The organism is Sphaerotilus sp. (assembly GCF_031429695.1).
In the GTDB taxonomy this organism is placed as follows: Bacteria; Pseudomonadota; Gammaproteobacteria; order Burkholderiales; family Burkholderiaceae_C; genus Sphaerotilus.
Genome location: NZ_JANPAB010000089.1, coordinates 19,017 through 39,664 on the forward strand (window position 1 = coordinate 19,017; position 20,648 = coordinate 39,664).

A 20,648-nucleotide genomic window follows, 5' to 3' on the forward strand; every position below is an offset into this window, starting at 1 on the left:
ACAACAGTCGCAGACGGTCCGATTCTCCGACAGAACGCCGCCCGGAACCTGAACCGAAGACGGGGTCAGCGCTCTGCGGCGGTGAACTTCAGTGCAGTGCCGCTGGTGGCGGTGACGATCCAGTCACTGGTGTCGGTGGTGGTGACCGTGCCCTTGCCCGCGGTGACGAGCGGCAGCGCGTAGCGGGACTTCGGCAGCAACCACGTCAGGTCGGTGAGAGAAGTCGGGTGCGTGACCGTGAAGGTCGAGAACCCGAGGTTGCTGGCGGCACTCCAGGTGGTGGCCAGACGGCGTTCGCTGAACTGGGCCAGCTGCGTCATCGTGTACCAGCGGAACTTGCCAGCGGCCTGCAGCGTGTCGGCCTTCGTCATCAGCGGCGTGAGGGCCGGCAGGTGGCCGCGTGCGCCGGGCGGGTGGTTGTAGAACATGCGGTTGGTGCGCTTGTTCACGACGAAGGTCTGCAGGTCGAGCAGCCATTGGCCGGACATGGTGTCGGAGATGCCGAATTCCTCGAACTCCTCGAAGGTGCCGTACTGCTCGAACGGTGTGAGCGGGAAGCTCCAGACCTTGTTGCTCAGCCGGTTGCCGGCGCGCCAGGACCGGATCGCCCCCACGCCGGTGTCGCCGACGAAGTACATGCCGACGACGCCGCGGTTGTCCAGCCAGTTGACCGCCCAGGTCGGATTGTTGCCCTGCGGGGCGGAGTATTCAGTGGTCTTCTTGCCGTACTGGCGTTCGACTGCGGCGAAGTTCAGTTCCAGCCAGGGTTGGTAGGTGCTCGCGTTGGTCTCGTTGGCGCCGAGGCCATAGAGGTCGTGGTTCCAGCCGCCGTGCGAGGCCAGCTCGTGCCCGACGGCCAGGGACTTGAGGCGCTTGAACTGCGCCTGGGACGCGGTGCTCGTGTCCAGGTGCATCCCCAGTCCGTCACCAAGGGCGACCGTGTCCGGTCCGGCCGTGAAGTGGATCGAGAAGGGGCCGCGCTTGAAGACCGTCGTCGTGTCGAGCAGGAACTTGGCGTCGGCCGTCAGGTCATCGCCGTCGTCCACGTGCCAGTTGTAGACCAGCCCGCCCACGCCCTTGGGCTGGACCGACATGGTCGGCATCTGCACGTGCTGGCGGGCGAAGAAGTTGAGGAAACCGTGCAGCGGCGCGCTGTCGGTGCCGATGGCCTTGAAGTAGCCCAGCGGCAGGTTGACGAACAGCACATTGCCGCTGCCCACCGGGCGGCTGCCGGCAACGAGACCGTGGTCGGGCGAGGTCAGGTAGGGCGTGCCGGCATACGTGCCCTGCGTGACGAAGGTGAAGTAGTCGAGGTAACCATAGCCGTAGCTGCTGATGGCTTTCAGCGGGGTGGTCGCGACGGCGGCGGCGAGCCGGGTGGTCGTGGCTGTGCTGGTGGTCGTGCTGATCGACGTGGTCGTGGTGCCCGTGACCTTGGGGGCCAGTCTGATACTGGTGGTTGTCGGCAGGCTATTCAGGCCGAGCAGGTCGCGCACGGCCTGCGTGGTCATCGTCTGGGCGTTGCGCACGTTGCGCGAGCTTTCGTCGGCGCGCCTGAGCGCACGGGCCTCGATGAAGCTGCGCATCGCCTTCGTGCCGACCGGGTCGGTGGTGGTGGTCTGCACGAACTGCGTGCTGGTGCTGGTCGTGCGCGCCAGGGTGGTGGGCGCGGTCCAGATCATGGATTTGCCGGGAGGCAAGCTCAGGTTGTCCAGCGTGGCGGCATCGCTCACCACCGGGCCGAAGCCCACCATTCGGTCGAGCAGGGTGTCGTAGAGCGTGTAGTCCACCCCGGCCAGCGCCGAGAAACGCGACTTGCCTGGCGCATAGACCCCGCTGGCGGTGAGAGCGCCCGCGTCATAGACCAGCATCAGCTTGCCGCCGAGGTTGGCGTACTGGGTTACCGCGGCTACCACCGCATCGCTGGCCTGGAGGTGGGCACTGTCGGGCAGGATCAGGCCGGCGATCTGGGCGGCCGCCGTGGCGCCGAGCGCGAGGAACTGCGTGTCCGTCATCGTTTTCAGGCGGATGCCTTCCTCGGCGGCCGAGTCGGTCCAGACCTTGACGGGCCAGGCGGTGACATTGGCGCCGTCGGGCACCAGCATCACCAGCGTGTCGCGCGCCGGAGCGGCGTGGGCAGTCGTCGAAAGCAGGCCCAGGCCCAGCAGCAGCGAGGCCGTCAGCGTGGTGAGCGTGCGGCGCGAGCGGCGAAGGGAATGGGCGAAGGCCGGGCGGTTCGGGTGCATGGGGTTCTCTCCTGAGTTGTCGGGTGAATGCCCGTGGGTCACGGGTGGGACGTCAGCCAGTCAGCCACCCTTGCCGGTGGCGGGCAGGGTGGTCATGGGCGTGGGCAATGGCGCCTGCGGCGGACCGGGTTCGGCCAGCCAGAGCAGCCAGAGCAGGTCGCTCACCTGGAAGGGCCAGGCGAACGGTGCCGACGGCTTGAGCCAGGCGGCGCGGGCGCGGGTGACCCAGTCCACCGCTGCTGCGGTATCGCCGACGCAATGCGCGGCCACCGCCGCCGCTGGCCACCAGAACCCGGCCGGATCGACATTGCGGGCCTGCCAGGCGTTGTCGTTGGTGCGCCACTGGGCGGCGGCGCGGGGCCAGGCGCTGCGCGAGGCGCTGAAGCTGGTCGGCTGGCTGGCTGAACTCCACAGCAGCGGCCAGGCCTGGGCCATCGTGTCGGGGTACCAGCGGCTGGTCTGCGCCGACGGGGCGTCCTGGCTGACCCGCCACAGGCCGGCACCAGCGTCCCAGAGCTGCTGCTCGACGCCGCTGCCGGCGCGCTGGGCGCGGTCGCGGCTGGTCTGCGCGGCCTGGGGTTGCGCCCAGACCTTGTCCTGCAGATGGGCCAGCGCACGCCAGCCGGCCGCCACCTCCACGGCATCCATCAGGTAGGCCACCGGGTGGCTGCGCTTGGCCCAGCTCAGCCCGTTGGCCTGTTGCAGCCTGAGCAGCGTGGCGGCGGCCCGCTCCAGTGCCAGGCGCACCGCCGGCTCGCGCAGCAGCGCCACATCACCGCCGTTGTCCAGGTAGGCCTTGGCCATGACGAACAGCGAGGCGATCGTGCTGTCGGTGGCGTCGATCTGGTTGCAGTGGCGGGCGTCGATGTCCGGCGGGCACATCGATTCCTGCGAGCCGTCCGCCAGCACCCAGCGGTCGTGCAGCACGCCCTGGTCGATGCCCCGCAGAGGCAGGTGGCGCACCTGCCAGCGCAGCCAGTCGGCGGCCTCGGTGCGCAGGCTGGGATCGACCCGCAGCGCGCCGATCAGGCCGAGGTTGCCCTCGTAGGCGGCGATGTGGTGCCAGGGGCGCTTCTGGCTGTCGATGTGGGCGGCGGCCAAGGCGCGGCGCACGGCGCCGTGGCTGGGCTGGCCGGGGGCGCGCACGACGAGCTGGCGCATCGTCAGCACGGCTGCGTCACGGAAGGCCGCGTCCACCAGCGTGCCCGGCGGGCACAGGCTGTCCATCGGGGGTGTGCTGGCGTTCACCTGCGCGGTGGCCGGGGTCAGTGCCAAGGTGGCCATGGCCACGGCGGCCGCCGTGCTCAGGCGCTGGAGAGTCTGTATGGAGGGCATGGGGCTTTCAGGGAATGGGTGCGGGTTGCAGACGTGTGTTGGCCCAGCCCATGGCCCAGCCGTAGAGCGCCACGAAGCCGATGATGGCCACCATCACGCCGAACAGCAGGTGCAGCAGCGGCATGGCCAGCAGGCCCCAGGCGTGCAGCGCCAGGGCATGCACCGCCATCAGCAGCGGCGCAAGCAGGAAGAGGTAGGCCCAGGTCAGCGCGGTCAGCGCGATCCGCTGCCCCCACGTCACGGCGAACAGGTAGTAGGTGCAGAGGTGGATCCACGGCGCCAGCAGCATCAGGGCCCAGCACTGCTGCAGGCCGTTGCCGATGTGTTCGTTGACCGAGTGCGGAAAGCTCGCTGGCCAGATCCAGAAGAACAGCACCGCGGCGCCATGGATGATCGCGGCGAAGCGCAGCAGGTAGCAGCCTGGGCGCGCCACGTCCGGCAGCATCCCTGACAGCCACCACACCGCCACCACGCCGATGCCGTTGAACATCAACGTCGTCGTCAGTGGCGCGCTGACGAACAGCGTGATGACCGGCGTGGCGACCTGGAACGGCAGGTTGCCGTGTTCCGTGATGGCCGAGAAGCGTCCGGACAGTTCCATGCGCGTGAGCCACCAGAGCAGCTCGGTGGACCACAGCGTGGCGATCGACTGCCGCAGCAGCACGAGGAGGGCCGTCAGCGCGAGCGCCAGCAGCACCGAGCCGGCCAGCCGGTTCGGCGGCAGGTGCAGACCCCAGATCGAGCGGTGCATCTGCACGCGCCCGCCACGGGCGCCGCGGGGCGTGAGTTCCCCCAGTACCGCGTGCAGCACCGAGTGCTGGAAGTCAGGCCGGGCGGGTCGGGCGGATTTGCGGAACATGGACGCGGGGACTCCGTGGGTTCACTTCACAACTGCAGGAACAGGCCGCCGCCGACCGTGGTGCGGCGGTAGCTCGGGTTCAGGTACCGCTCGGCGTGCAGCGTCATGCCCCAGTCCGGCGCCAGCCAGTAGCGCCAGTCGAGGCTGAGCGACTGGCTGTCGAAGTCGACCAACTGCGCCGCAGACCCGACGCTCTGGTAGGCCTCGCTCCCACGGCTGGCACGCAGCGTGAGGTACTGCAGTCCTTCGCTGCCCAGCGTCACGGCCAGATACGGCATCTGCGAGCGGACCTTGCCGGGGTGGCTGCTGTTGAAGGTGGCCCCGCCTTCGAGCACGACGAAGTGGTTCAGGTAGTAGTTCGCCGACACCCGCAGACCGCGGTCGCTGCGGCCGGCGTCGAAGTTGGCGCGGTAGGCGCCCAGCGTGGTCACCAGCTGGCGGTCAGCGCCCCACTTGCGCGAAACGGCGCCGTCCAGCCGGTTGCGGGCCCAGTTCGGGCCGCCCCAGCCGCGGGTCAGGCTGGCGCTGACGAACCAGTCCGGGTCCAGGGTCTGTGTCGCACCGAAGGCGGCCACGCCCCCTCGGGCGTCGAACTTCTTCTCCGACAGCAGCTCGGCGTTGAGCACCGTGTCCTGGCTCAAGGCCCAGTTGCCGCGCAGGCTGGTGGCGTGGCCGCTGGGCAGGTTGGCGCTGTAGCGGCTCTGGCGCTGGGTGAGGTCGATCTGGCCGCGGCGGGCCGGGGCAGGTGCCTCCTGGGCGGCGACCGTGCCAGCGAGCAGCAGCAGGACGGACGCGGCGGTGCGGGTGCAAAGGCGTTGCCGTGGCATCTCAGACCCCCAGGTCGTGCTGCAGCACATCGGCGATCTGCTGCGCCGTGGTGCCATCGCCGAACGGGTTCACGGCGTCGCGCATGCGCTGCAGGGCCGCGGCGTCATGGAACAGGTGGGACACGGTCTGCACGATGCGCGCGCGGTCGGTACCGACGATCACGCCAGCACCCGCGTCAATCAGCTCCGGCCGCTCGGTCGTGTTGCGCAGCACCAGCACGGGGCAGGACAGCGCCGCGCCTTCCTCCTGGATGCCGCCCGAGTCGGTCAGCGCGAGCACGCTGTGGTGCAGGCACCAGAGCAGCGCCGGGTACTCCAGCGGCGCACACAGCGTCAGCCTGCCTTCCAGCCGGCGCGCCTTTTCACCCAGCGCAGCCTGTACCGCATCGCTCACGGCGGGGTTGCCATGGACGGGCCAGACCACGGCCAGATCCGGGTGCGTGTCCAGCAGATCGGCCACCGCGCGGGCGATGTTCTCGATCCCGTCCCCCCAGTTTTCGCGGCGGTGGGCTGTGACGGTGACCAGGCGCCAGAGGCGGTGTGCCAGCCCCTCGCGCAGCAGATCCAGTTCCGGCGGCAGCACGGTGTGACCGTCGGCGAGCAGTGCTTCGACCCGCGCCGTGCCGGCCAGCGCGGCATCGACGGCGGTGTTGCCGACGGTGTGGATGCCAGGCTGACGCACGCCTTCGTTGCGCAGGTTGGTTGCCGCCTTCGCGGTCGGCGCGAAGTGCCAGTGCGCCAGCCGGGCGGTCAGTTCGCGGTTCATCTCTTCGGGAAATGGCTCGCGGTGGTTGAAGGTGCGCAAGCCTGCTTCGACATGGCCGATCGGCACCCCTTGGTAGAACGCCGCCTGCGCCGAGGCCAGCGTGCTGGTGGTGTCGCCGTGAACCAGTACAGCGCGCGGCTGCACCTGTTCGAACACGCCGGACAGACCCTCCAGCAGCAGCGCGTTCAGGTGCGAGAGCTGGCCGTTGCGCCGCTCCAGCGTGATCTCGTGTTCCGGCGTGATGCCGAAGAATTCGTAGAGCGGTTGCGCCATTTCCCGGTGCTGGCCGGTGTGGACCCAGGCCACGGGCAGGCCGCGGCGGCGCAGTTCGCTGTGGACCGGCGCCATCTTGATGATTTCAGGGCGGGTGCCGACGGAGATGAGGATGGGTTGTTGCATGGCGTGGGCGGTGTCAGTCAATCAGGTCAACAGGGAATCAGGACGGCTTGCGGGCGCTGCGCGGCTCCAGCGGCAGATGCAGGCGCAGGCCGGTGCCCGTGCCTGCGACGACGCGCCACTGGCCATCCACTTCATCCACCACGGCCTGGCCGCTGGTGACGGTGGGCTGGGCGTAGCGGTCGCGCGGCAGGAGCCAGGTCATGCCGTCGAGGGACTGCGGGTGGTGGGCTTCGAGCTGCTGGCTGGGCAGGCTGGCGCTCGGGCTGGAATCGGTGAGCGTCCAGCGGGTGCGCAGGCGCTGGTTGGCAAACGCGCTGTACTGGGCCATCGTCATCCAGCGCAGGCGGCCCTGGTCGGCGAGTTCCTTGCCGCTCTCCAGCCAGCGCTGGAAGGCCTGCGGGTACATCACCAGCCCGATCGGGTGGAAATACACCAGCCGCAGCGTCCGGTGGTCGGCGCAGAAGCGGTTCACGTCGGTCAGCCACGCAGCCACCTCGATTTCCGGGAGCTGGTCCGCCTTGGCCTCCTCGAACGAGGCGTAGACACCGAAGTTCAGCACCGGATACGACCAGATGTCCGGCAGTGGCCGCACGCCGTCCTGGTAGCTGCGGGTCGGTGCCATGCCGGTGTTGCCGGTGAAGTAGTACGACTGCATGCCACGTTTTTTCAGCCAGGCCGTGGTCCACATGGGGTGGTTGCCGACCGGGGCCGAGTATTCGCGCACCGGCCGGCCGCCCACCTCCAGCAGCAGCGACGAGTTGCGCTCGATCAGCGAGGCGACCACCTCGCGGTCGAGCTTGTCGGCCCGCGAGCCGAACCAGTTGTGGATCCAGCCGCCATGGCTGCCGATCTCGTGGCCGGCCGCCCCCAGGCGCTGCACCCACTCCTGTGCCTGCGGGTTGTTGCTCAGGTCCATGCCCTTGCCGTCGCCTTCCTCGTTGACGTCGGGGCCGGCGGTGAAGTGGATGGAGTAGGGGCCTTGCTTGAACGCGCCCATCTCGGCGGCGCGCTCCAGCGCCGGGAGCGCCTTGCGGTCGTCGATGTGCCAGTTCATCACCACGGCGCCGCGGCCCTGCGGCATGGGCGAGAGCTGGGGCGCGCCCACCACCCGCTCGGCGAAGTACTGCAGGAAGCTGTGGAGCAGCAACCCGTCCGTGCGCACCTTGAGCTGCGTCAGTGGCAGGTTGACGAACAGCACCCGCCCGGCGCCGAAGCGGTGCAGGCCGGCCAGCAGGCTGCCGTCGGTGGTGGTCATCAGCCGGGTGCCGTCGTAGGCGCCGCGGGTGACGAAGGTGGGGTATTTCAGCTCGCCGTAGACGTAGCCGGCGATCGACAGCGGCTCGTCCGGACCCGGCGCTGGCTGTGCGCTGGTCTGCGGACGGCCTTCTGCGCCGCGCACCAGCTTGCCCGGCGGAATGCCCAGCGCCTGCACCTGCTCCGGCAGCACCCAGGCCGGCGCGTCACGCAGCATGCCGGTCTTCAGCTCGCCATACAGCCCGTACTGCACGCCCGCCAGGTCCGACAGCCGCGAGCGGTCCTCGCGGTAGCGGCCGTCGATGTCCGACAGGCCTGCGTCGTGGACCAGCATCAGCGTGTCGCCGGCGCGCACCCGCTCGCGCAGGTGGCCGATCAACACATCGCTCATGCGGCGGTGCAGGGTGTCCGGCAGGATGAAGGCCGTGCCCTGCGCCTGGCGGCCGTCGCGCATCACCTGCGAGGCGGTCTGGGGGTCGAGGTGGATGCCCAGTTCTTCGGCGGCATCCTGCCAGGCCCGCAACTGCACTGGATCGCCCAGTTCCGCGTCGGGCAGCAGCAGGACGATCTTCTGGACGTTGTCGGGCAGCCTGGCGGCGTGGACCTGCCACCAGGTACTGGCGGCTGCGCCGAGCAGCAGCAGCGCCATCAGCACGCGGCCCCAGTTCCAGGTGGCGATGCGGGACACGAGACCGGCGCTCATGCTGCGGCTCTCCCGGGCAGCGCGGGCAGGTGCGGGAGATCGGGCAGGTGCTCGTCCAGATCGACATCGGCACCGATCTGCAGCGCGCCCAGTGCGTCGCCGCTGGCGCCGGCCCAGACGGTGCCGTGGACCACCACGCCGAGCGCCACCTCGATGCGCGGCGCGCAGACGGTGGCGTGCCGTTCGGGCGTGCCGATGGTGCAGCCGGGGCCGAGCACGACCGCGGTTTCCGACACCACCGAGCCACCCACCCGGCTGCCGGCACCAACCAGCACGTCGCCCTGCGCGACCACGCTGCCGTCGACTTGCACGCCCGGGCCAAGGCCGAGGTCGCCGTAGGCCTTCAGGCTGCCGCGGACGTGGCAGCGTGCACCCAGCTCCAGGTCTCCCTGGCAGACCAGGTCGCCGCTCCACTGTCGCAGAGGTGGCACCTTCAGGTCCGCATTGGCCAGTCCGCGGCCTGACACCACATTCCAGCGCACGGCCGGGCCGAGGCCGGATGCGTCCATCGGGTCCAGGTCCTCGTCCTGCGGACCACCCACGCTCAACATGCGCTGGCCGGACCAGACCGTGCCATGCACGACCACGCCCTTGCCGATCTCCACCCGCGGCGCCCGCACAGTGGCGTGTGCGCCCGGCACACCGATCACGCAGCCCGCGCCCAGCACGACCAGCGTCTCCGAGACGATCGAGGCCTGCACCTCGGTGCCGGCGGCGAGGTAGATCTCGCCCGGTGCGACCAGGCCGCCATGGATGCGGCAGCCTGCACCGAGGTTCAGCGTGCCGGCCGCGCGCAGGCTGCCTTCGGCTTCGCAGCCTTCGCCCAGCGACAAGTGGCTGTCGCAGACCAGATGGCCGCGCCAGCGCCGCAGCGGCGGCACGTGCAGCGCCTGCGGCACCCGGCCGATTCCGCTGACAGCGTCCCAGAGCACCCCGTCCGATGCGCCGATCGACCAGCGGCCTTCGGGCGGAATGGGCCAGTCCATCGGCACCTGGCCGGTGAAACGGATGGCCGGCGCATGCAGCAGCGAAAAACTCACCTCGCGGCCCAGCATCAGCACCTGCGTGGCGCTGATGCGTGCGGGCAGCTGGCAGTGGTCGCCAATCGCGAGGCTTTGAGCGTGTGCCCAGCGGATGACCCGGGTGCGCGGCGCCAGCGTGAGCTGCGCGCCGCTCAGCAACGCACGGTAGGTGCGGCCTGTGGAGGTGCGCAGGGCGCCGCGGGCGGACATCTCCGCCAGGCAGTGCAGCCGCTCGGGCAGCACGCAGTCGCCGTCGGTGTGCCAGATGCGTCGGGTGCGGCCGGTGCGCACTTCCTGGTCATTGAGCGGCCAGGGGGCGTGGATGGCGTGGGCCGGCAGGTGCACCAGCGGAACACCGCCCAGCGCGATCAATCCCTGGTCCAGCGCCGGCCCGATCAGCCCGGAAAAGCGCCGCGCCAGGTACTCGGGTTCCAGCGCGTCCATTTCGTCGATTGGCAGCGGTGTCACGTCGGTGGGCTTCCACCATTCGCGGAAAGCCGGCACCAGTGGCAGCAGCACGGTCAACAAGGTCAGCACGATCAGCAGCAGGGTGATCCTCATGCCGGCGCTCCCTGTTTTGGGGCCGCGGTGCGGTACCGGATGGTCTTGTCCCAGTGGAATTTCTGAGTGCCGATGCGGTCGAGCACCATCTGCTCCAGCGCGCCCCGCGAGATGGCCACCGCGCTGACGATGAAGCCGAGCCAGTTGAACGCCAGCAGCCGGATGCGGTGGTGCGAGCGGTCCATGTGGGTGGCCGCAGCGATCTCGAAGAACGCGGCGAAGTTGCCCAGGGCACCATGGGTCATGAACGCCATCAGCACCAGCGCCGGTGCGATCCACTGCATTGACACCGTGAAGTACAGCAGCAGGCTCACCACCCAGCCGATGATCAGCACCGGCGCCATGATGTAGACGCCCAGCAGCAGGGCGCCATCGATGCGCTCGCGCCAGCTCAGGTCCGACTGCCGCAGCAGCGCGATGGTGTGGCGCCACATCGCCTGGTTGTGCCCCTTGGCCCAACGCTTGATCTGGCGCGTGCGCACGGACCAGTTCTGCGGCACTTCCTCGTAGCATTCGGCGCGGTTCTGGTAGATGGTCTTCCAGCTCCCGAGCAGCAGCCGGTAGGTGAGGTCGGTGTCCTCGGCCAGCACATCGTCGTGCCAGCCGCCGACCGCATGCAGCGCCGACAGTCGGATGCCGCCCACCGTGCCGCCGTACTGCGGCACGAGGCCCAGGTTCATGCGTGCCTGCTGATCGACCTGGTAGCCGCCCGAGCGCTCCAGGTCGAGCAGCCGCGTCAGCAGGTTCGCCCCGCAGTTCTGCGGCACGACCCGGCCCATCACCGCGCCGACCTCCGGGTCGAAGAACGGCGCCATCAGCCGCCGGATCAGCCCGCGCGAGGGCAGGTAATCCGCATCGAAAACGATGATGAAGTCGGTGTCCACCGTTTCGGTGGCATCCTTCAAGGCCGCAGCCTTGCCAGGCTTGCCGTCGGTGCGGTGGAAGGGCCGGATGCGCCCCGGGTAGCGGGTGACGACGGCGTCGATGATCTCGCGGGTGCGGTCCTTGGAGCGGTCATTCACCGGTACCACGAGCATGCGGTCCGCGGGATAGTCCACCCCCATCAGATTGACCAGGCAGTCCTCGATCACGGCCTCTTCGTTGTGGGCGGCCACGAAGATGGTCACACGCGGCCAGTCGGCGCTGACGATGCTGGCGTAGGGGTGGCGCTGATCGCCGAAGAGGCGGTTCAGCGAGAACCAGTAGTGACGGAAGGTATAAGCCGCCAGCAGCACGACGATGGTCATCATCACCGCCAGCAGCGTCCAGGCCCAGGCGGGGCCGAGCGGGCTCTCCAGGGACACGCGCATCCAGGGTGCGTCCGCTGCATGCGCACTGCCCGCGGTCAGCAGCAGTCCCGTGCCCTTCGTGCCACATCGGAACAGGGGAATCAAATGGCGAAAGTGGGTGGGCGGCATGTGCAGTTCGGGGAATTCGGTGGGGGGAGACCCGTGGTGTCTTGTTGTTCTAAAGGTGTCTATTTGTAAGAATAACTCGAAATGTGTGACTTTTTGTGTGATCTGGATGCGCTCTTAAGCTGCGGGTGGCGCGTCTTGCGGTGGTTGATGCAAATGAACAATCGACATCCAGCAGTGGGCGGATGGCTTGACAAAGTTGGTCATGCGGTCTGGCTGCGCACCGGCTTCAGGTTCTGCCGACACTGCCGATGTCCCGGTACCGCCAGGAACGGATGAGGAAATCCTTGAGCAACATAACCACCAGACGGAACGGTTACGGCGTACCCGGCAACGCCCGCATGAGCCGGTGGCTCGGGTACGGGCTGGTCATGCTGGGCTGCCTGGTCACGCTGATCGCCTGGGGCTCGGTCGCCGGGCGACTCGCCGAGGACGCGCAATCCCGCTTCAACGCCTTCGGGGAGGCCCGGGAACTGCTGTTCGACCGGCACGTGAAGCGTCTGGTCGACGTGGCGCGCAGTTTCCAGGGCCTGTTTCTGGCCAGCGACGAGGTTTCCAGAGAAGAGTTCCGGACGCACTACGACATCCTTCAGGTGCAGAACAATCTGCCGGAAGTGGTGTCGGTGCGTCTGGACGCATGGCGTCCGGCGGACCGGCAACTCTCGACGCGCTACCGGGAACCCGTTGAAGCGGGACCGCGGGACGATCCGGTGGTCGATGCCGCCCGTGCGCAGTGGATCGACGCCGCGCGCGACGGCAATCTCTGCCTCCTGACGCTGCCGCACCGCCTGCCCGAAGGGTTTGTGGGGGTCGACATTGGGGTGTCCATCTACCGGCAGACCGGAGGGCAAGGCGATCCGGGCACGGTCGAGCGGCGACGCCAAGCCTTCCAGGGGCAGGTGAATGTGTCCATCGATCTGAATCGGGTCATCGCCACCGTGATGCCGGAAGGGATCAACCTGCCCTACCGGGTGCGGGTGAGTGACATTGGTACGGTCGCGGGCATCGGACAGCCGGAGACCGTTGTCTACGAAGGTGGCGGTCCGACCGGGAAGGACCTGGCACCGTGGTTCGGGTCGCTGGCCGTGGCGGCACCGGACCGGCGCTACGTGATCGAGGTCGGGCAGCGCCTGTGGATGCTGTCGATTCATCAGCAGCCCGTTGTGTACCTGCTGCGCGCCGAGGCGCTGCTGGTGCTGCTGTGCGGCGCGCTGGGCACGCTGGTGCTGGCGATGACGCTGCGGCACCAGCAGCGCCGGGTGGACCGGTCCGCCGAAGCGGTCCGCGCGATGGACCAGCAGGCCGAGTTCGACGATGCCCGACTGCGCGGCGTGATCGACCAAAGCACCGAGGGCATCGTCACCTTCGACGCGGATGGCGTGTTGCTGGCGGCCAATCCGGCGGCGCTGGCCATGTTCCGCCGGGAGGCGCTGGTGGGGCAGTCGCTGTTCCATCTGATCGATGCGGCCGATCTGCCCCGCCTGCACGGCCATCTTCGTCGGCTGGCCGACGGCAGTTCAGGTTTGGACGGCACCCGGATCGAGTTGCGGGCATCGCGGCCGGACGGCACTGCCTTTCCGCTCTCTCTGGCCTGTCGATCGCTGGTGACGGTGGCACCTGGCGGGGAGTGGCTGGGCATGTTGCGTGATCTGAGCGCCGGCCTGCGCGCTGCGGCGGCCATGCGCAAGCTGGCTCAGCACGATGCGCTGACCGGTTTGATCAACCGCGAGGCCTTCCAGAAGCGCCTGGCACAGGCGCTGGACGACCGGCGCGCCAGAGCCGTATCGGGAGTCCCGCTCCCGCTGGCGATGATGATCATCGACCTGGACCGCTTCAAGAAGATCAACGAGACGCTGGGCCATCTCGTCGGCGACCGGGTTCTGCTTGAAATCGCGGCACGCCTGCGTGGCGCTCTGGACGAGGACGCGGTCCTCGCGCGCCTGGGTGGTGATGAATTTGCCGTGCTGCTGATGGAGGTGGACGCGCTGGCGCACATCGAGACGGTTGCGCGACGGATTCTCAAGCTGCTGTCGGAGCCGCTGGAGGTGGATGGACACCGTCTGCGGGTGAGCGGCAGCATTGGCATCACGGGACTGGAGGCTGGTGATGGCGTGGACGATGTCGATGGCGTGGTGATGATGAGCCAGGCGGATTCGGCCATGTACGTCGCCAAGAACGCCGGCCGAAGCCAGTTGCACGTGCACCACCGGGAGGACCGCCAGCACTCGCCGGAACAGCTCCAGCGCGAAGTCGATCTGCACCGGGCGCTGGAGCGCAAGGAGCTGGAGCTGTACTTCCAGCCCCAGTTCGATTGCCGCACCCGCGCGCTGGTCGGCGCCGAGGCGCTGCTGCGCTGGCACCACCACAGCCAGGGCATGGTTTCGCCTGCTGACTTCATTCCGGTCGCGGAGGAGTCGGGCCTGATCGTGCCGATCGGCCGCTGGGTGCTGGACGAAGCCTGCCGCCATGCGCGGAATTGGCACGACGTGACCGGCCGGCCGTTGTCGGTGGCGGTGAACCTGTCGAGCCGGCAGATGGTGGACGACGACATCGTGAGCGCTGTGCGTGAATCGCTGGCGCGCCATGCACTGGCCCCGGAGTCGCTGGAGCTGGAAATCACCGAGAGTGCGGCCGTCACCGACACCGAACAGGCCCGCGGGCTGCTGAACCGGCTGGCCGCACTGGGGGTCAGCGTTTCGATCGACGATTTCGGGGTGGGGTATTCCAGCCTGTCCTATCTGCGCGACCTCCCGGTACAGCGCTTCAAGATCGACCGTTCATTCCTGGTCAATGTGCCGCAGGATGCGGGCAGCTCGCGCTTGGTGAGCGCCATGATTTCCATGGCCCGGAGTCTGGAAGTCGGATTGGTCGCGGAGGGTGTGGAAACCGCCGAGCAGCTCGATTTTCTGGCCGAGCAGCACTGTGATGTGGCCCAGGGCTATCTGCTGGGTAAACCGGTTCCTGCGACTGAATTCATGCGTCGCCTGCGCGAAGAGTGGCTGATCGCATGAGCCAGAGTGCCTCGCTGCGCACCAAGACAGCGCCGTGCGGAAATGAAAAATAACACTTTGCACAACGTTGAAACCCCGCGAAACAGGGGGTTACGGCTGTGCATTTTTCGATATTTGGCCTACCGCAGACGCGCAGCAACCCCGTGTTCGGGGGGTGTATCTGCTGGCGACAAACCGCGTGTTCCCGTTACGGTTCAGCCCAGTGGCAACTCGGTATTTTCAAACATAAATAGCTCAGGTGCTGAGCCACGCAGCCTTGGGTAAACACGGGAACTGGCATGAACAGGAAAATGATCGCGGGAATAATCGCTGCTTCGGTCTCGGTATTCGCGCAGGCCCAGACGGCCCGGCACGCAGCGACCGTGACACTGGATGGCGACTGGTATTTGCAGGCCGGGGAGGTGGTGAATCAATCCGATGCCGGCATTCTGGTCACAGGAGTGACTTACTCGATGGGTGCGCAGGACGACGGCGCCGGTGTCTGGGAGGACTACTTGTCCGACGGGCAGCGCGAGGATCGCCTGCCCGGCAGCAGCACGCACTACTCGTCGCAGGTCTGGTCCGGTCTGCAGGTGACGGGCCAGAGCATCTGGCGCTTCGGTGGTCTGGATCTGGACCGCATTCTTCACGCCTCGGCTGGCGAGGTGGACAGCCAGAACCTGGATTTCAACGGCGCCTCGCTGCGGCATGCGTATGTCGAGGTGCGCTTCAGTGATGGCTTTCGTGGCCATGTCCATCTGGCCGAACTGGGCTGGGATGTGACCCAAGTGCTCACCCTCGGGGATGGGGCGGCGGCAGTGCCTGAACCCGCGTCTGCCCTGATGCTGGCGACTGGGCTGGGCCTGCTGTGGCGCAGCCGGCGCCGGGCTGGCTGCGCCGCCTGAGAGGGCGCAGGCCCGCGCCCGCGTGATCAGCTGGCGTTGGCGGACTCGCCTGCGCCGGCTTGTGGCGGCAGGCCACCGTCAGCGGGTGCAGACGGATCCGAGGACGGTGTGCCGTCGTCGCGGCCCGGGTTGGTCTTGCGGTTGCGCTTTTCTTCCGTCTTGCGCTTCTTGGCGAGTTCGCGCTGACGTTTTTCGTAGGAATAGTTGGGTGTTGCCATGGCGTGCTCCTGAGCGTGGCGTGGACGAGGCATCCCTGCGGGTCGGCCGGCGCTGCTTCGGCGCCGCGATCCGCGCTAGATGCCGAAAAGTGGCTTGCAGCATAAGGCATCGCTGGCCTGCACTGGTGTCGGAGCGCACAGGCAGCCGCGCGCTGGACCCGCTATCCGGCTGATCGCAAGGAGAATTCGTTGCCGCACTGGCGGCCAGGCGTCCGAGCGCCGACAATCGAAGGTTGTCTTTTCCATGCATCGAGAGTCCTGCCTTGGCCGCCACCCTGACCGCCCCCACCATGCCCCGCGCCCCGAAGGCCCTGAACGGCTACCGTCCGTACTGGGCCAAGCGCTTCGGGACGGCCAAGTTCCTGCCGATGAGCCGCGCCGAGATGGAGACCCTCGGCTGGGATTCCTGCGACATCGTGCTGGTCACGGGCGATGCCTATGTCGATCACCCGAGTTTCGGCATGGCCGTGATCGGGCGGATGCTGGAGGCGCAGGGTTTTCGCGTCGGCATCATCGCCCAGCCCGACTGGCAGAGCGCCGATCCGTTCAAGGTGCTCGGCAAACCGAACCTGTTCTTCGGCGTCACCGCCGGCAACATGGATTCGATGATCAACCGCTACACCGCCGATCGCAAGATCCGCAGCGACGACGCCTACACCCCCGGTGGCCTCGGCGGCAAGCGGCCGGACCGCAGTTCGCTGGTCTACGCCCAACGCTGCAAGGAAGCGTGGAACGACGTGCCGATCGTGCTCGGCGGCATCGAAGCCTCGCTGCGCCGCATCGCGCACTACGACTACTGGCAGGACAAGGTGCGCCGCTCGATCCTGGTCGATGCCAAGGTCGATCTGCTGCTGTACGGCAACGCCGAGCGCGCCATCGTCGAGATCGCCCACCGCCTGGCCGCACGCGAGCCGGTCGAGCAGATCACCGACGTGCGCGGCACTGCCTTCATGCGCCGCACCAACGACCCGAGCGCCGAGGGCTGGTTCGAGCTGGATTCGAGCGATGTCGACCTGCCCGGGCGCATCGACTCGCACATCAATCCCTATCAGACCACCTCCGAGCAGGCTGCCGAGCAAGGCACGACCTGCGCCAAGGAGGAGGGTGGCGACACCGGCGCCGCACAAGGCGGGGTGCAGCCGATCCGCTTCATCCCGACCGCGCGTGCCACCGGCCGCCTGCAGATGCCACCGCGCGAGCGGACCGTGATCCGCCTGCCCGCCTACGAGCAGGTCAAGAGCGACCAGGTTCTCTACGCCCACGCCAACCGCGTGCTGCACCTGGAGACCAACCCCGGCAACGCCCGCGCGCTGGTGCAGCGCCACGGCGAGCGCGACGCCTGGATCAACCCGCCGCCGATCCCGCTGACCACCGAAGAGATGGACCTGGTGTTCGACCTGCCCTACGCGCGCAGCCCGCACCCCAGTTACGCCGACGAGCAGGGCAGCCACGACGGCGCGACCAAGATCCCCGCGTGGGAAATGATCCGCTTCAGCGTCAACATCATGCGCGGCTGCTTCGGCGGTTGCACCTTCTGCTCGATCACCGAGCACGAGGGCCGCATCATCCAGAGCCGCTCCGAGGACTCGGTGATCCGCGAGATCGAGGACATCCGCGACCGCGTCAAGGGCTTCACCGGCGTCATCTCCGACCTCGGCGGCCCGACGGCCAACATGTACCGCATCGGCTGCAAGTCGCCCGAGATCGAGGCGGCGTGCCGCAAGCCGAGCTGCGTCTACCCCGGCATCTGCTCGAACCTGAACACCGACCACGACCCGCTGATCCACATGTACCGCCGGGCACGGGCGCTGCGCGGTGTCAAGAAGATCCTGATCGGCTCGGGCCTGCGCTATGACCTGGCGCTACGCTCACCCGAGTACATCAAGGAGCTGGTCACGCACCACGTCGGTGGCTACCTGAAGATCGCCCCGGAGCACACCGAGGGCGGCCCGCTGTCCAAGATGATGAAACCGGGCATCGGCACCTACGACCGTTTCAAGCAGCTCTTCGAGAAGTTCAGCGAAGAGGCTGGCAAGAAGCAGTTCCTGATCCCGTATTTCATCGCCGCCCACCCCGGCACCAGCGACGAGGACATGATGAACCTCGCCGTCTGGCTGAAGAAGAACGGCTTCCGTGCCGACCAGGTGCAGACCTTCTATCCCTCGCCGATGGCCACCGCGACAGCGATGTACCACTCGGGACTCAACCCGCTCAAGGGCCTGAGCCGCGAGGCGGGCCGCGCCGAGAAGGTGGACATCGTGCGCGGTGACCGCCGCCGCCGGCTGCACAAGGCCTTCCTGCGCTACCACGATGCGAACAACTGGCCGCTGCTGCGCGACGCGCTCAGCGAGATGGGCCGCGCCGACCTGATCGGCAACGGCAAGCACCACCTGATCCCGACCTACCAGCCCACGACCGACGGCAGCTACCAGAGCGCGCGGCGCAAGAACTCGACGCCGGTCGGCATCAAGACCTCGGTGGCCAAGCCCGCCGGCAAGGCCAAGATCGTGGTGCCGGGCCGTGCAAGCGCCGCCGCGCCGCAGGCCGGTCGCATCCTGACGCAGCACACGGGGCTGCCGCCGCGGGTCACCGGGTCGAAGGCGGCGCCGAAGAAGGGCCGCTGACCCGGTGGCCCGGGTCGGATCAGCCCTTGACCAGTCCGGTCATCTGGAGCACCTCGAAGTGGCTGCCCTTGACCGACTTCAGCTCGGTGATGAGGCGGCTGTTGTTCCAGCGGGCATCGGGAACGCCGCTGAGGTAGTAGTTGCTGCCGTTGTCGGCGATGAACATGCCGTAGGTCTTCAACGCCGTCAGGATCGCCTTGGCCTCGTTGCTGAAGGTGGACGGGATCACGAAGCTGGCCTTGAGCCGGAAGCGTGCGCCCATCGGGGGCAGGGACGTGCTGGTGTTGCTCGACGCCCAGTGCGTCGCGGGCGGCACGTAGGCCTTGCGTGTGCGCGAGACGGTGAAACGCAGCGCGTGGCGGATGCCGCCAGCCCCCTGGATGGCCTCTTCGTAGCGGACCAGGCCGGGGAGGATCGGCAGTCCCGCCGCGTCCGCACTGGTCCAGCCGGGTTTGCCCCCTGGGCGGATCACCATGTTGTCGAGTGCGAAGACGGCGCCGCAGTCGGCGTTCCAGCTGCCGTCGGCTTGCAGGAACGCCCGGTAGAGTTCGTAGAGCCGCTGGTTGTCGCGGTCGATGACGAGCACGTGCCGGTCGCCCGCGCTGTTGGAGCCGCCCTCCACCGGGGCCGTGCGGGGCACGGGGTAGGGGCCGGGATCGCTCTCGCTGCCGTAGGCGGTGAAGCGGATGTTGACCTTGGCCTGGGTGCCCGAGACCACCGTGTAGGGAATGCCGATCGGCCCGCCGTCCCAGGTGCCCGAGCCGAAGTCCGGGCGCAGGTTGGCGGTCAGGCCGATGCTGCTCAGGATGGCGGCCGACGCGGGATCGACTGCAGCCCGCGTGATGTCGGTGTTGAACGCGTGGCCCGCGGGGAACGCCACGGCGCCGTTCAGGTTGGCGTTGTCGCCCAGACTGGCGCCGCGAAAATTGCCATAAAGGGGGGCGATTTGCGCGGCGGCAGTCGTGGGCCACAGCGCGGGGCCGGCACCCATCGCGGCCAGTGCCATCAGCATCTGGCGGCGCGGCAGGTCCGGAGCGGAGGAGGTGGGGTGGTGGGGTGTGTGCATGGTGTCCATTCTTCTCCGGTGTCCCGCAAGTGTCTGTGCAGTCTTGTCGGATCTGGGTAATGCGGGTATCACAGCCCCACAATTCGGCCCTGCGCGTTTCAGAGAGAACCCAAAAGTGTTTTTCGCTTTAGAGAAATTCGAGCGCCTGATCGATCCGTTTCCCACGGCCGAGATGGCGACGCCACCCCGCGGATTCCTGCGTTTCATGTGGAGCTGCACCGCGGGAATGCGGTCGTACGTGCTGGCCATGGCGCTGCTCACGGCCGGCATCGGTGCGTTCGAGGCCTACCTGTTCGGCCTGCTGGGCGACATCGTCGACTGGCTCGGCAGTACGCCGCCGCAGCAACTGTGGGCCGAGCAGCGGGGCCGGCTGTTCGGGTTTGCGGGGCTGGTCATGGGCAGCACGGCGCTGGTCCTGCTGCAGACGATGTTCAAGCACCAGACGCTGGCCGGCAACTTTCCCATGCGGCTGCGCTGGAATTTCCACCGCCTGATGCTCGGCCAGAGCATGTCGTTCTACCAGGACGAGTTCGCCGGCCGTGTCGCGGCCAAGGTGATGCAGTCGGCGCTGGCGGTGCGCGACACGACGATGATCACCTGCGACATCCTCGTGTTCGTGGTCATCTACTTCGTGACGATGACGGCGCTGGCCGGGCGGCTGGACGCCTGGTTGCTGTGGCCATTCGCGGTCTGGCTGGGGCTGTATGCGCTGTCGGTGCGCTTCTTTGTGCCGCGTCTGTCGCGCATCGGGCAGAAACAGGCCGATGCCCGCTCGCTGATGACGGGGCGCATCTCGGACGCCTACACCAACATTGCCACGGTCAAGCTGTTCTCGCACGGCCGGCGCGAGGCGGGTTATGCCCGCAGCGCGATGGGCGAGTTCCTCGGCACGGTCCATGGCCAGATGCGGCTGGTCAGCGGCTTCGAGGTGGTCAACCACCTGCTGAGCATGGGCCTGATCGTGTCGACGGCCGGTGTGGCGCTGTGGCTGTGGATGCGTGGCGAAGTCGGTGTGGGGGCGTTGGCTGCATCGACTGCGATGGCGTTGCGTCTGAACGGCATGTCGAACTGGGTCATGTGGGAACTCGCAGGCTTGTTCGAGCATATTGGCACGGTGCGGGACGGCATGGATACGCTGTCGCGTCCGGAAACGGTGTTCGATGCGGTCGATGCCAAAGCAATCGAGGTTCCGCGCGGTGAAGTTCGCTTTGAGAACGTGACGTTCGCGTACGGCGCAACGCACGAAAAGTCCCGCATCATCGACGACTTTTCACTCATTATCAAACCCGGTGAAAAGATCGGTCTCGTGGGCCGCTCAGGCGCCGGGAAGTCAACGCTCGTCAATTTGCTCTTGCGCTTTTACGACGTAGAAAGCGGCCGCATCCTGATTGACGGCACCGATATCGCGACCGTTTCGCAAGACAGCCTACGCGCGCAAATCGGCATGGTCACGCAGGA

General features: G+C 67.9%; 14 protein-coding genes. 4 read left to right on the forward strand and 10 right to left on the reverse strand.

Going from position 1 to position 20,648, the window contains the following annotated elements; translation table 11 throughout:
* Nucleotides 1-65: 65 nt before the first annotated feature.
* The 8 genes from RMP06_RS17290 to RMP06_RS17325 are packed head-to-tail and all read right to left on the reverse strand — an operon-like array spanning nt 66 to nt 11,390.
* The gene (locus RMP06_RS17290) at nt 66-2,246 is read right to left on the reverse strand and encodes a polysaccharide deacetylase family protein (protein WP_310463035.1); all 2,181 of its coding nucleotides are present in this window, start codon (nt 2,244-2,246) and stop codon (nt 66-68) included.
* Nucleotides 2,247-2,306: 60 nt separating this feature from the next.
* Nucleotides 2,307-3,581, reverse strand: coding sequence for a hypothetical protein (locus tag RMP06_RS17295; RefSeq protein ID WP_310463036.1), 1,275 nt, complete (start codon nt 3,579-3,581; stop codon nt 2,307-2,309).
* A 7-nt stretch (nt 3,582-3,588) separates the two neighbouring features.
* Nucleotides 3,589-4,440, reverse strand: coding sequence for a hypothetical protein (locus RMP06_RS17300; RefSeq protein ID WP_310463037.1), 852 nt, complete (start codon nt 4,438-4,440; stop codon nt 3,589-3,591).
* A gap of 26 nt (nt 4,441-4,466) precedes the next feature.
* Nucleotides 4,467-5,267 carry a YaiO family outer membrane beta-barrel protein gene (locus RMP06_RS17305; protein WP_310463038.1) on the reverse strand — a complete coding sequence of 267 codons (801 nt, stop codon included), beginning with the start codon at nt 5,265-5,267 and terminating at the stop codon, nt 4,467-4,469.
* A 1-nt stretch (nt 5,268) separates the two neighbouring features.
* Nucleotides 5,269-6,432: a non-hydrolyzing UDP-N-acetylglucosamine 2-epimerase gene (gene wecB, locus RMP06_RS17310; protein WP_310463039.1), complete on the reverse strand. Its 1,164-nt coding sequence runs from the start codon at nt 6,430-6,432 to the stop codon at nt 5,269-5,271.
* Between the two features lie 37 nt (nt 6,433-6,469).
* Nucleotides 6,470-8,389: a polysaccharide deacetylase family protein gene (locus tag RMP06_RS17315; RefSeq protein WP_310463040.1), complete on the reverse strand. Its 1,920-nt coding sequence runs from the start codon at nt 8,387-8,389 to the stop codon at nt 6,470-6,472.
* The gene (locus RMP06_RS17320; RefSeq protein WP_310463041.1) at nt 8,386-9,972 is read right to left on the reverse strand and encodes a hypothetical protein; all 1,587 of its coding nucleotides are present in this window, start codon (nt 9,970-9,972) and stop codon (nt 8,386-8,388) included. The genes RMP06_RS17315 and RMP06_RS17320 overlap by 4 nt, the downstream gene beginning before the upstream one ends.
* Nucleotides 9,969-11,390 (reverse strand): glycosyltransferase family 2 protein, encoded by a 1,422-nt coding sequence (locus tag RMP06_RS17325; protein WP_310463042.1) that lies wholly within the window; start codon nt 11,388-11,390, stop codon nt 9,969-9,971. The genes RMP06_RS17320 and RMP06_RS17325 overlap by 4 nt, the downstream gene beginning before the upstream one ends.
* Before the next feature lie 284 nt (nt 11,391-11,674).
* Between RMP06_RS17325 and RMP06_RS17330 the strand changes: the two genes are divergently transcribed.
* Together RMP06_RS17330 and RMP06_RS17335 are read left to right on the forward strand one after the other, a co-directional pair.
* A complete protein-coding gene (locus tag RMP06_RS17330; protein ID WP_310463043.1) occupies nt 11,675-14,398 on the forward strand; it encodes a putative bifunctional diguanylate cyclase/phosphodiesterase in 2,724 nt (907 codons plus the stop codon).
* 290 nt (nt 14,399-14,688) lie between these two features.
* On the forward strand, nt 14,689-15,282 hold the full coding sequence (locus RMP06_RS17335) for a PEP-CTERM sorting domain-containing protein (RefSeq protein ID WP_310463044.1): 594 nt from the start codon (nt 14,689-14,691) through the stop codon (nt 15,280-15,282).
* Between the two features lie 26 nt (nt 15,283-15,308).
* Here the strand turns inward: RMP06_RS17335 and RMP06_RS17340 are convergent, their stop codons facing one another.
* Nucleotides 15,309-15,500 carry a hypothetical protein gene (locus RMP06_RS17340; protein ID WP_310463045.1) on the reverse strand — a complete coding sequence of 64 codons (192 nt, stop codon included), beginning with the start codon at nt 15,498-15,500 and terminating at the stop codon, nt 15,309-15,311.
* Between the two features lie 290 nt (nt 15,501-15,790).
* On the opposite strand from RMP06_RS17340, the gene RMP06_RS17345 reads away from it, so the two are divergent.
* Nucleotides 15,791-18,124 carry a YgiQ family radical SAM protein gene (locus RMP06_RS17345; RefSeq protein ID WP_310463049.1) on the forward strand — a complete coding sequence of 778 codons (2,334 nt, stop codon included), beginning with the start codon at nt 15,791-15,793 and terminating at the stop codon, nt 18,122-18,124.
* Between the two features lie 19 nt (nt 18,125-18,143).
* On the opposite strand, the gene RMP06_RS17350 is transcribed toward RMP06_RS17345, so the two are convergent.
* The gene (locus RMP06_RS17350; RefSeq protein ID WP_310463046.1) at nt 18,144-19,190 is read right to left on the reverse strand and encodes a hypothetical protein; all 1,047 of its coding nucleotides are present in this window, start codon (nt 19,188-19,190) and stop codon (nt 18,144-18,146) included.
* 172 nt (nt 19,191-19,362) lie between these two features.
* Between RMP06_RS17350 and RMP06_RS17355 the strand changes: the two genes are divergently transcribed.
* The coding region (locus RMP06_RS17355) for an ABC transporter ATP-binding protein (RefSeq protein WP_310463047.1) at nt 19,363-20,648 on the forward strand (1,286 nt) is incomplete at its 3' end.

What these genes read in the sequence shown, in the direction of transcription:
- RMP06_RS17290 (WP_310463035.1), bottom strand. Translation starts at nt 2,246, where the DNA reads ATGCACCCGAACCGCCCGGCCTTCGCCCATTCCCTTCGCCGCTCGCGC.
- RMP06_RS17295 (WP_310463036.1), bottom strand. Translation starts at nt 3,581, where the DNA reads ATGCCCTCCATACAGACTCTCCAGCGCCTGAGCACGGCGGCCGCCGTG.
- RMP06_RS17300 (WP_310463037.1), bottom strand. Translation starts at nt 4,440, where the DNA reads ATGTTCCGCAAATCCGCCCGACCCGCCCGGCCTGACTTCCAGCACTCG.
- RMP06_RS17305 (WP_310463038.1), bottom strand. Translation starts at nt 5,267, where the DNA reads ATGCCACGGCAACGCCTTTGCACCCGCACCGCCGCGTCCGTCCTGCTG.
- wecB (WP_310463039.1), bottom strand. Translation starts at nt 6,432, where the DNA reads ATGCAACAACCCATCCTCATCTCCGTCGGCACCCGCCCTGAAATCATC.
- RMP06_RS17315 (WP_310463040.1), bottom strand. Translation starts at nt 8,389, where the DNA reads ATGAGCGCCGGTCTCGTGTCCCGCATCGCCACCTGGAACTGGGGCCGC.
- RMP06_RS17320 (WP_310463041.1), bottom strand. Translation starts at nt 9,972, where the DNA reads ATGAGGATCACCCTGCTGCTGATCGTGCTGACCTTGTTGACCGTGCTG.
- RMP06_RS17325 (WP_310463042.1), bottom strand. Translation starts at nt 11,390, where the DNA reads ATGCCGCCCACCCACTTTCGCCATTTGATTCCCCTGTTCCGATGTGGC.
- RMP06_RS17335 (WP_310463044.1), top strand. Translation starts at nt 14,689, where the DNA reads ATGATCGCGGGAATAATCGCTGCTTCGGTCTCGGTATTCGCGCAGGCC.
- RMP06_RS17340 (WP_310463045.1), bottom strand. Translation starts at nt 15,500, where the DNA reads ATGGCAACACCCAACTATTCCTACGAAAAACGTCAGCGCGAACTCGCC.
- RMP06_RS17345 (WP_310463049.1), top strand. Translation starts at nt 15,791, where the DNA reads ATGCCCCGCGCCCCGAAGGCCCTGAACGGCTACCGTCCGTACTGGGCC.
- RMP06_RS17350 (WP_310463046.1), bottom strand. Translation starts at nt 19,190, where the DNA reads ATGCACACACCCCACCACCCCACCTCCTCCGCTCCGGACCTGCCGCGC.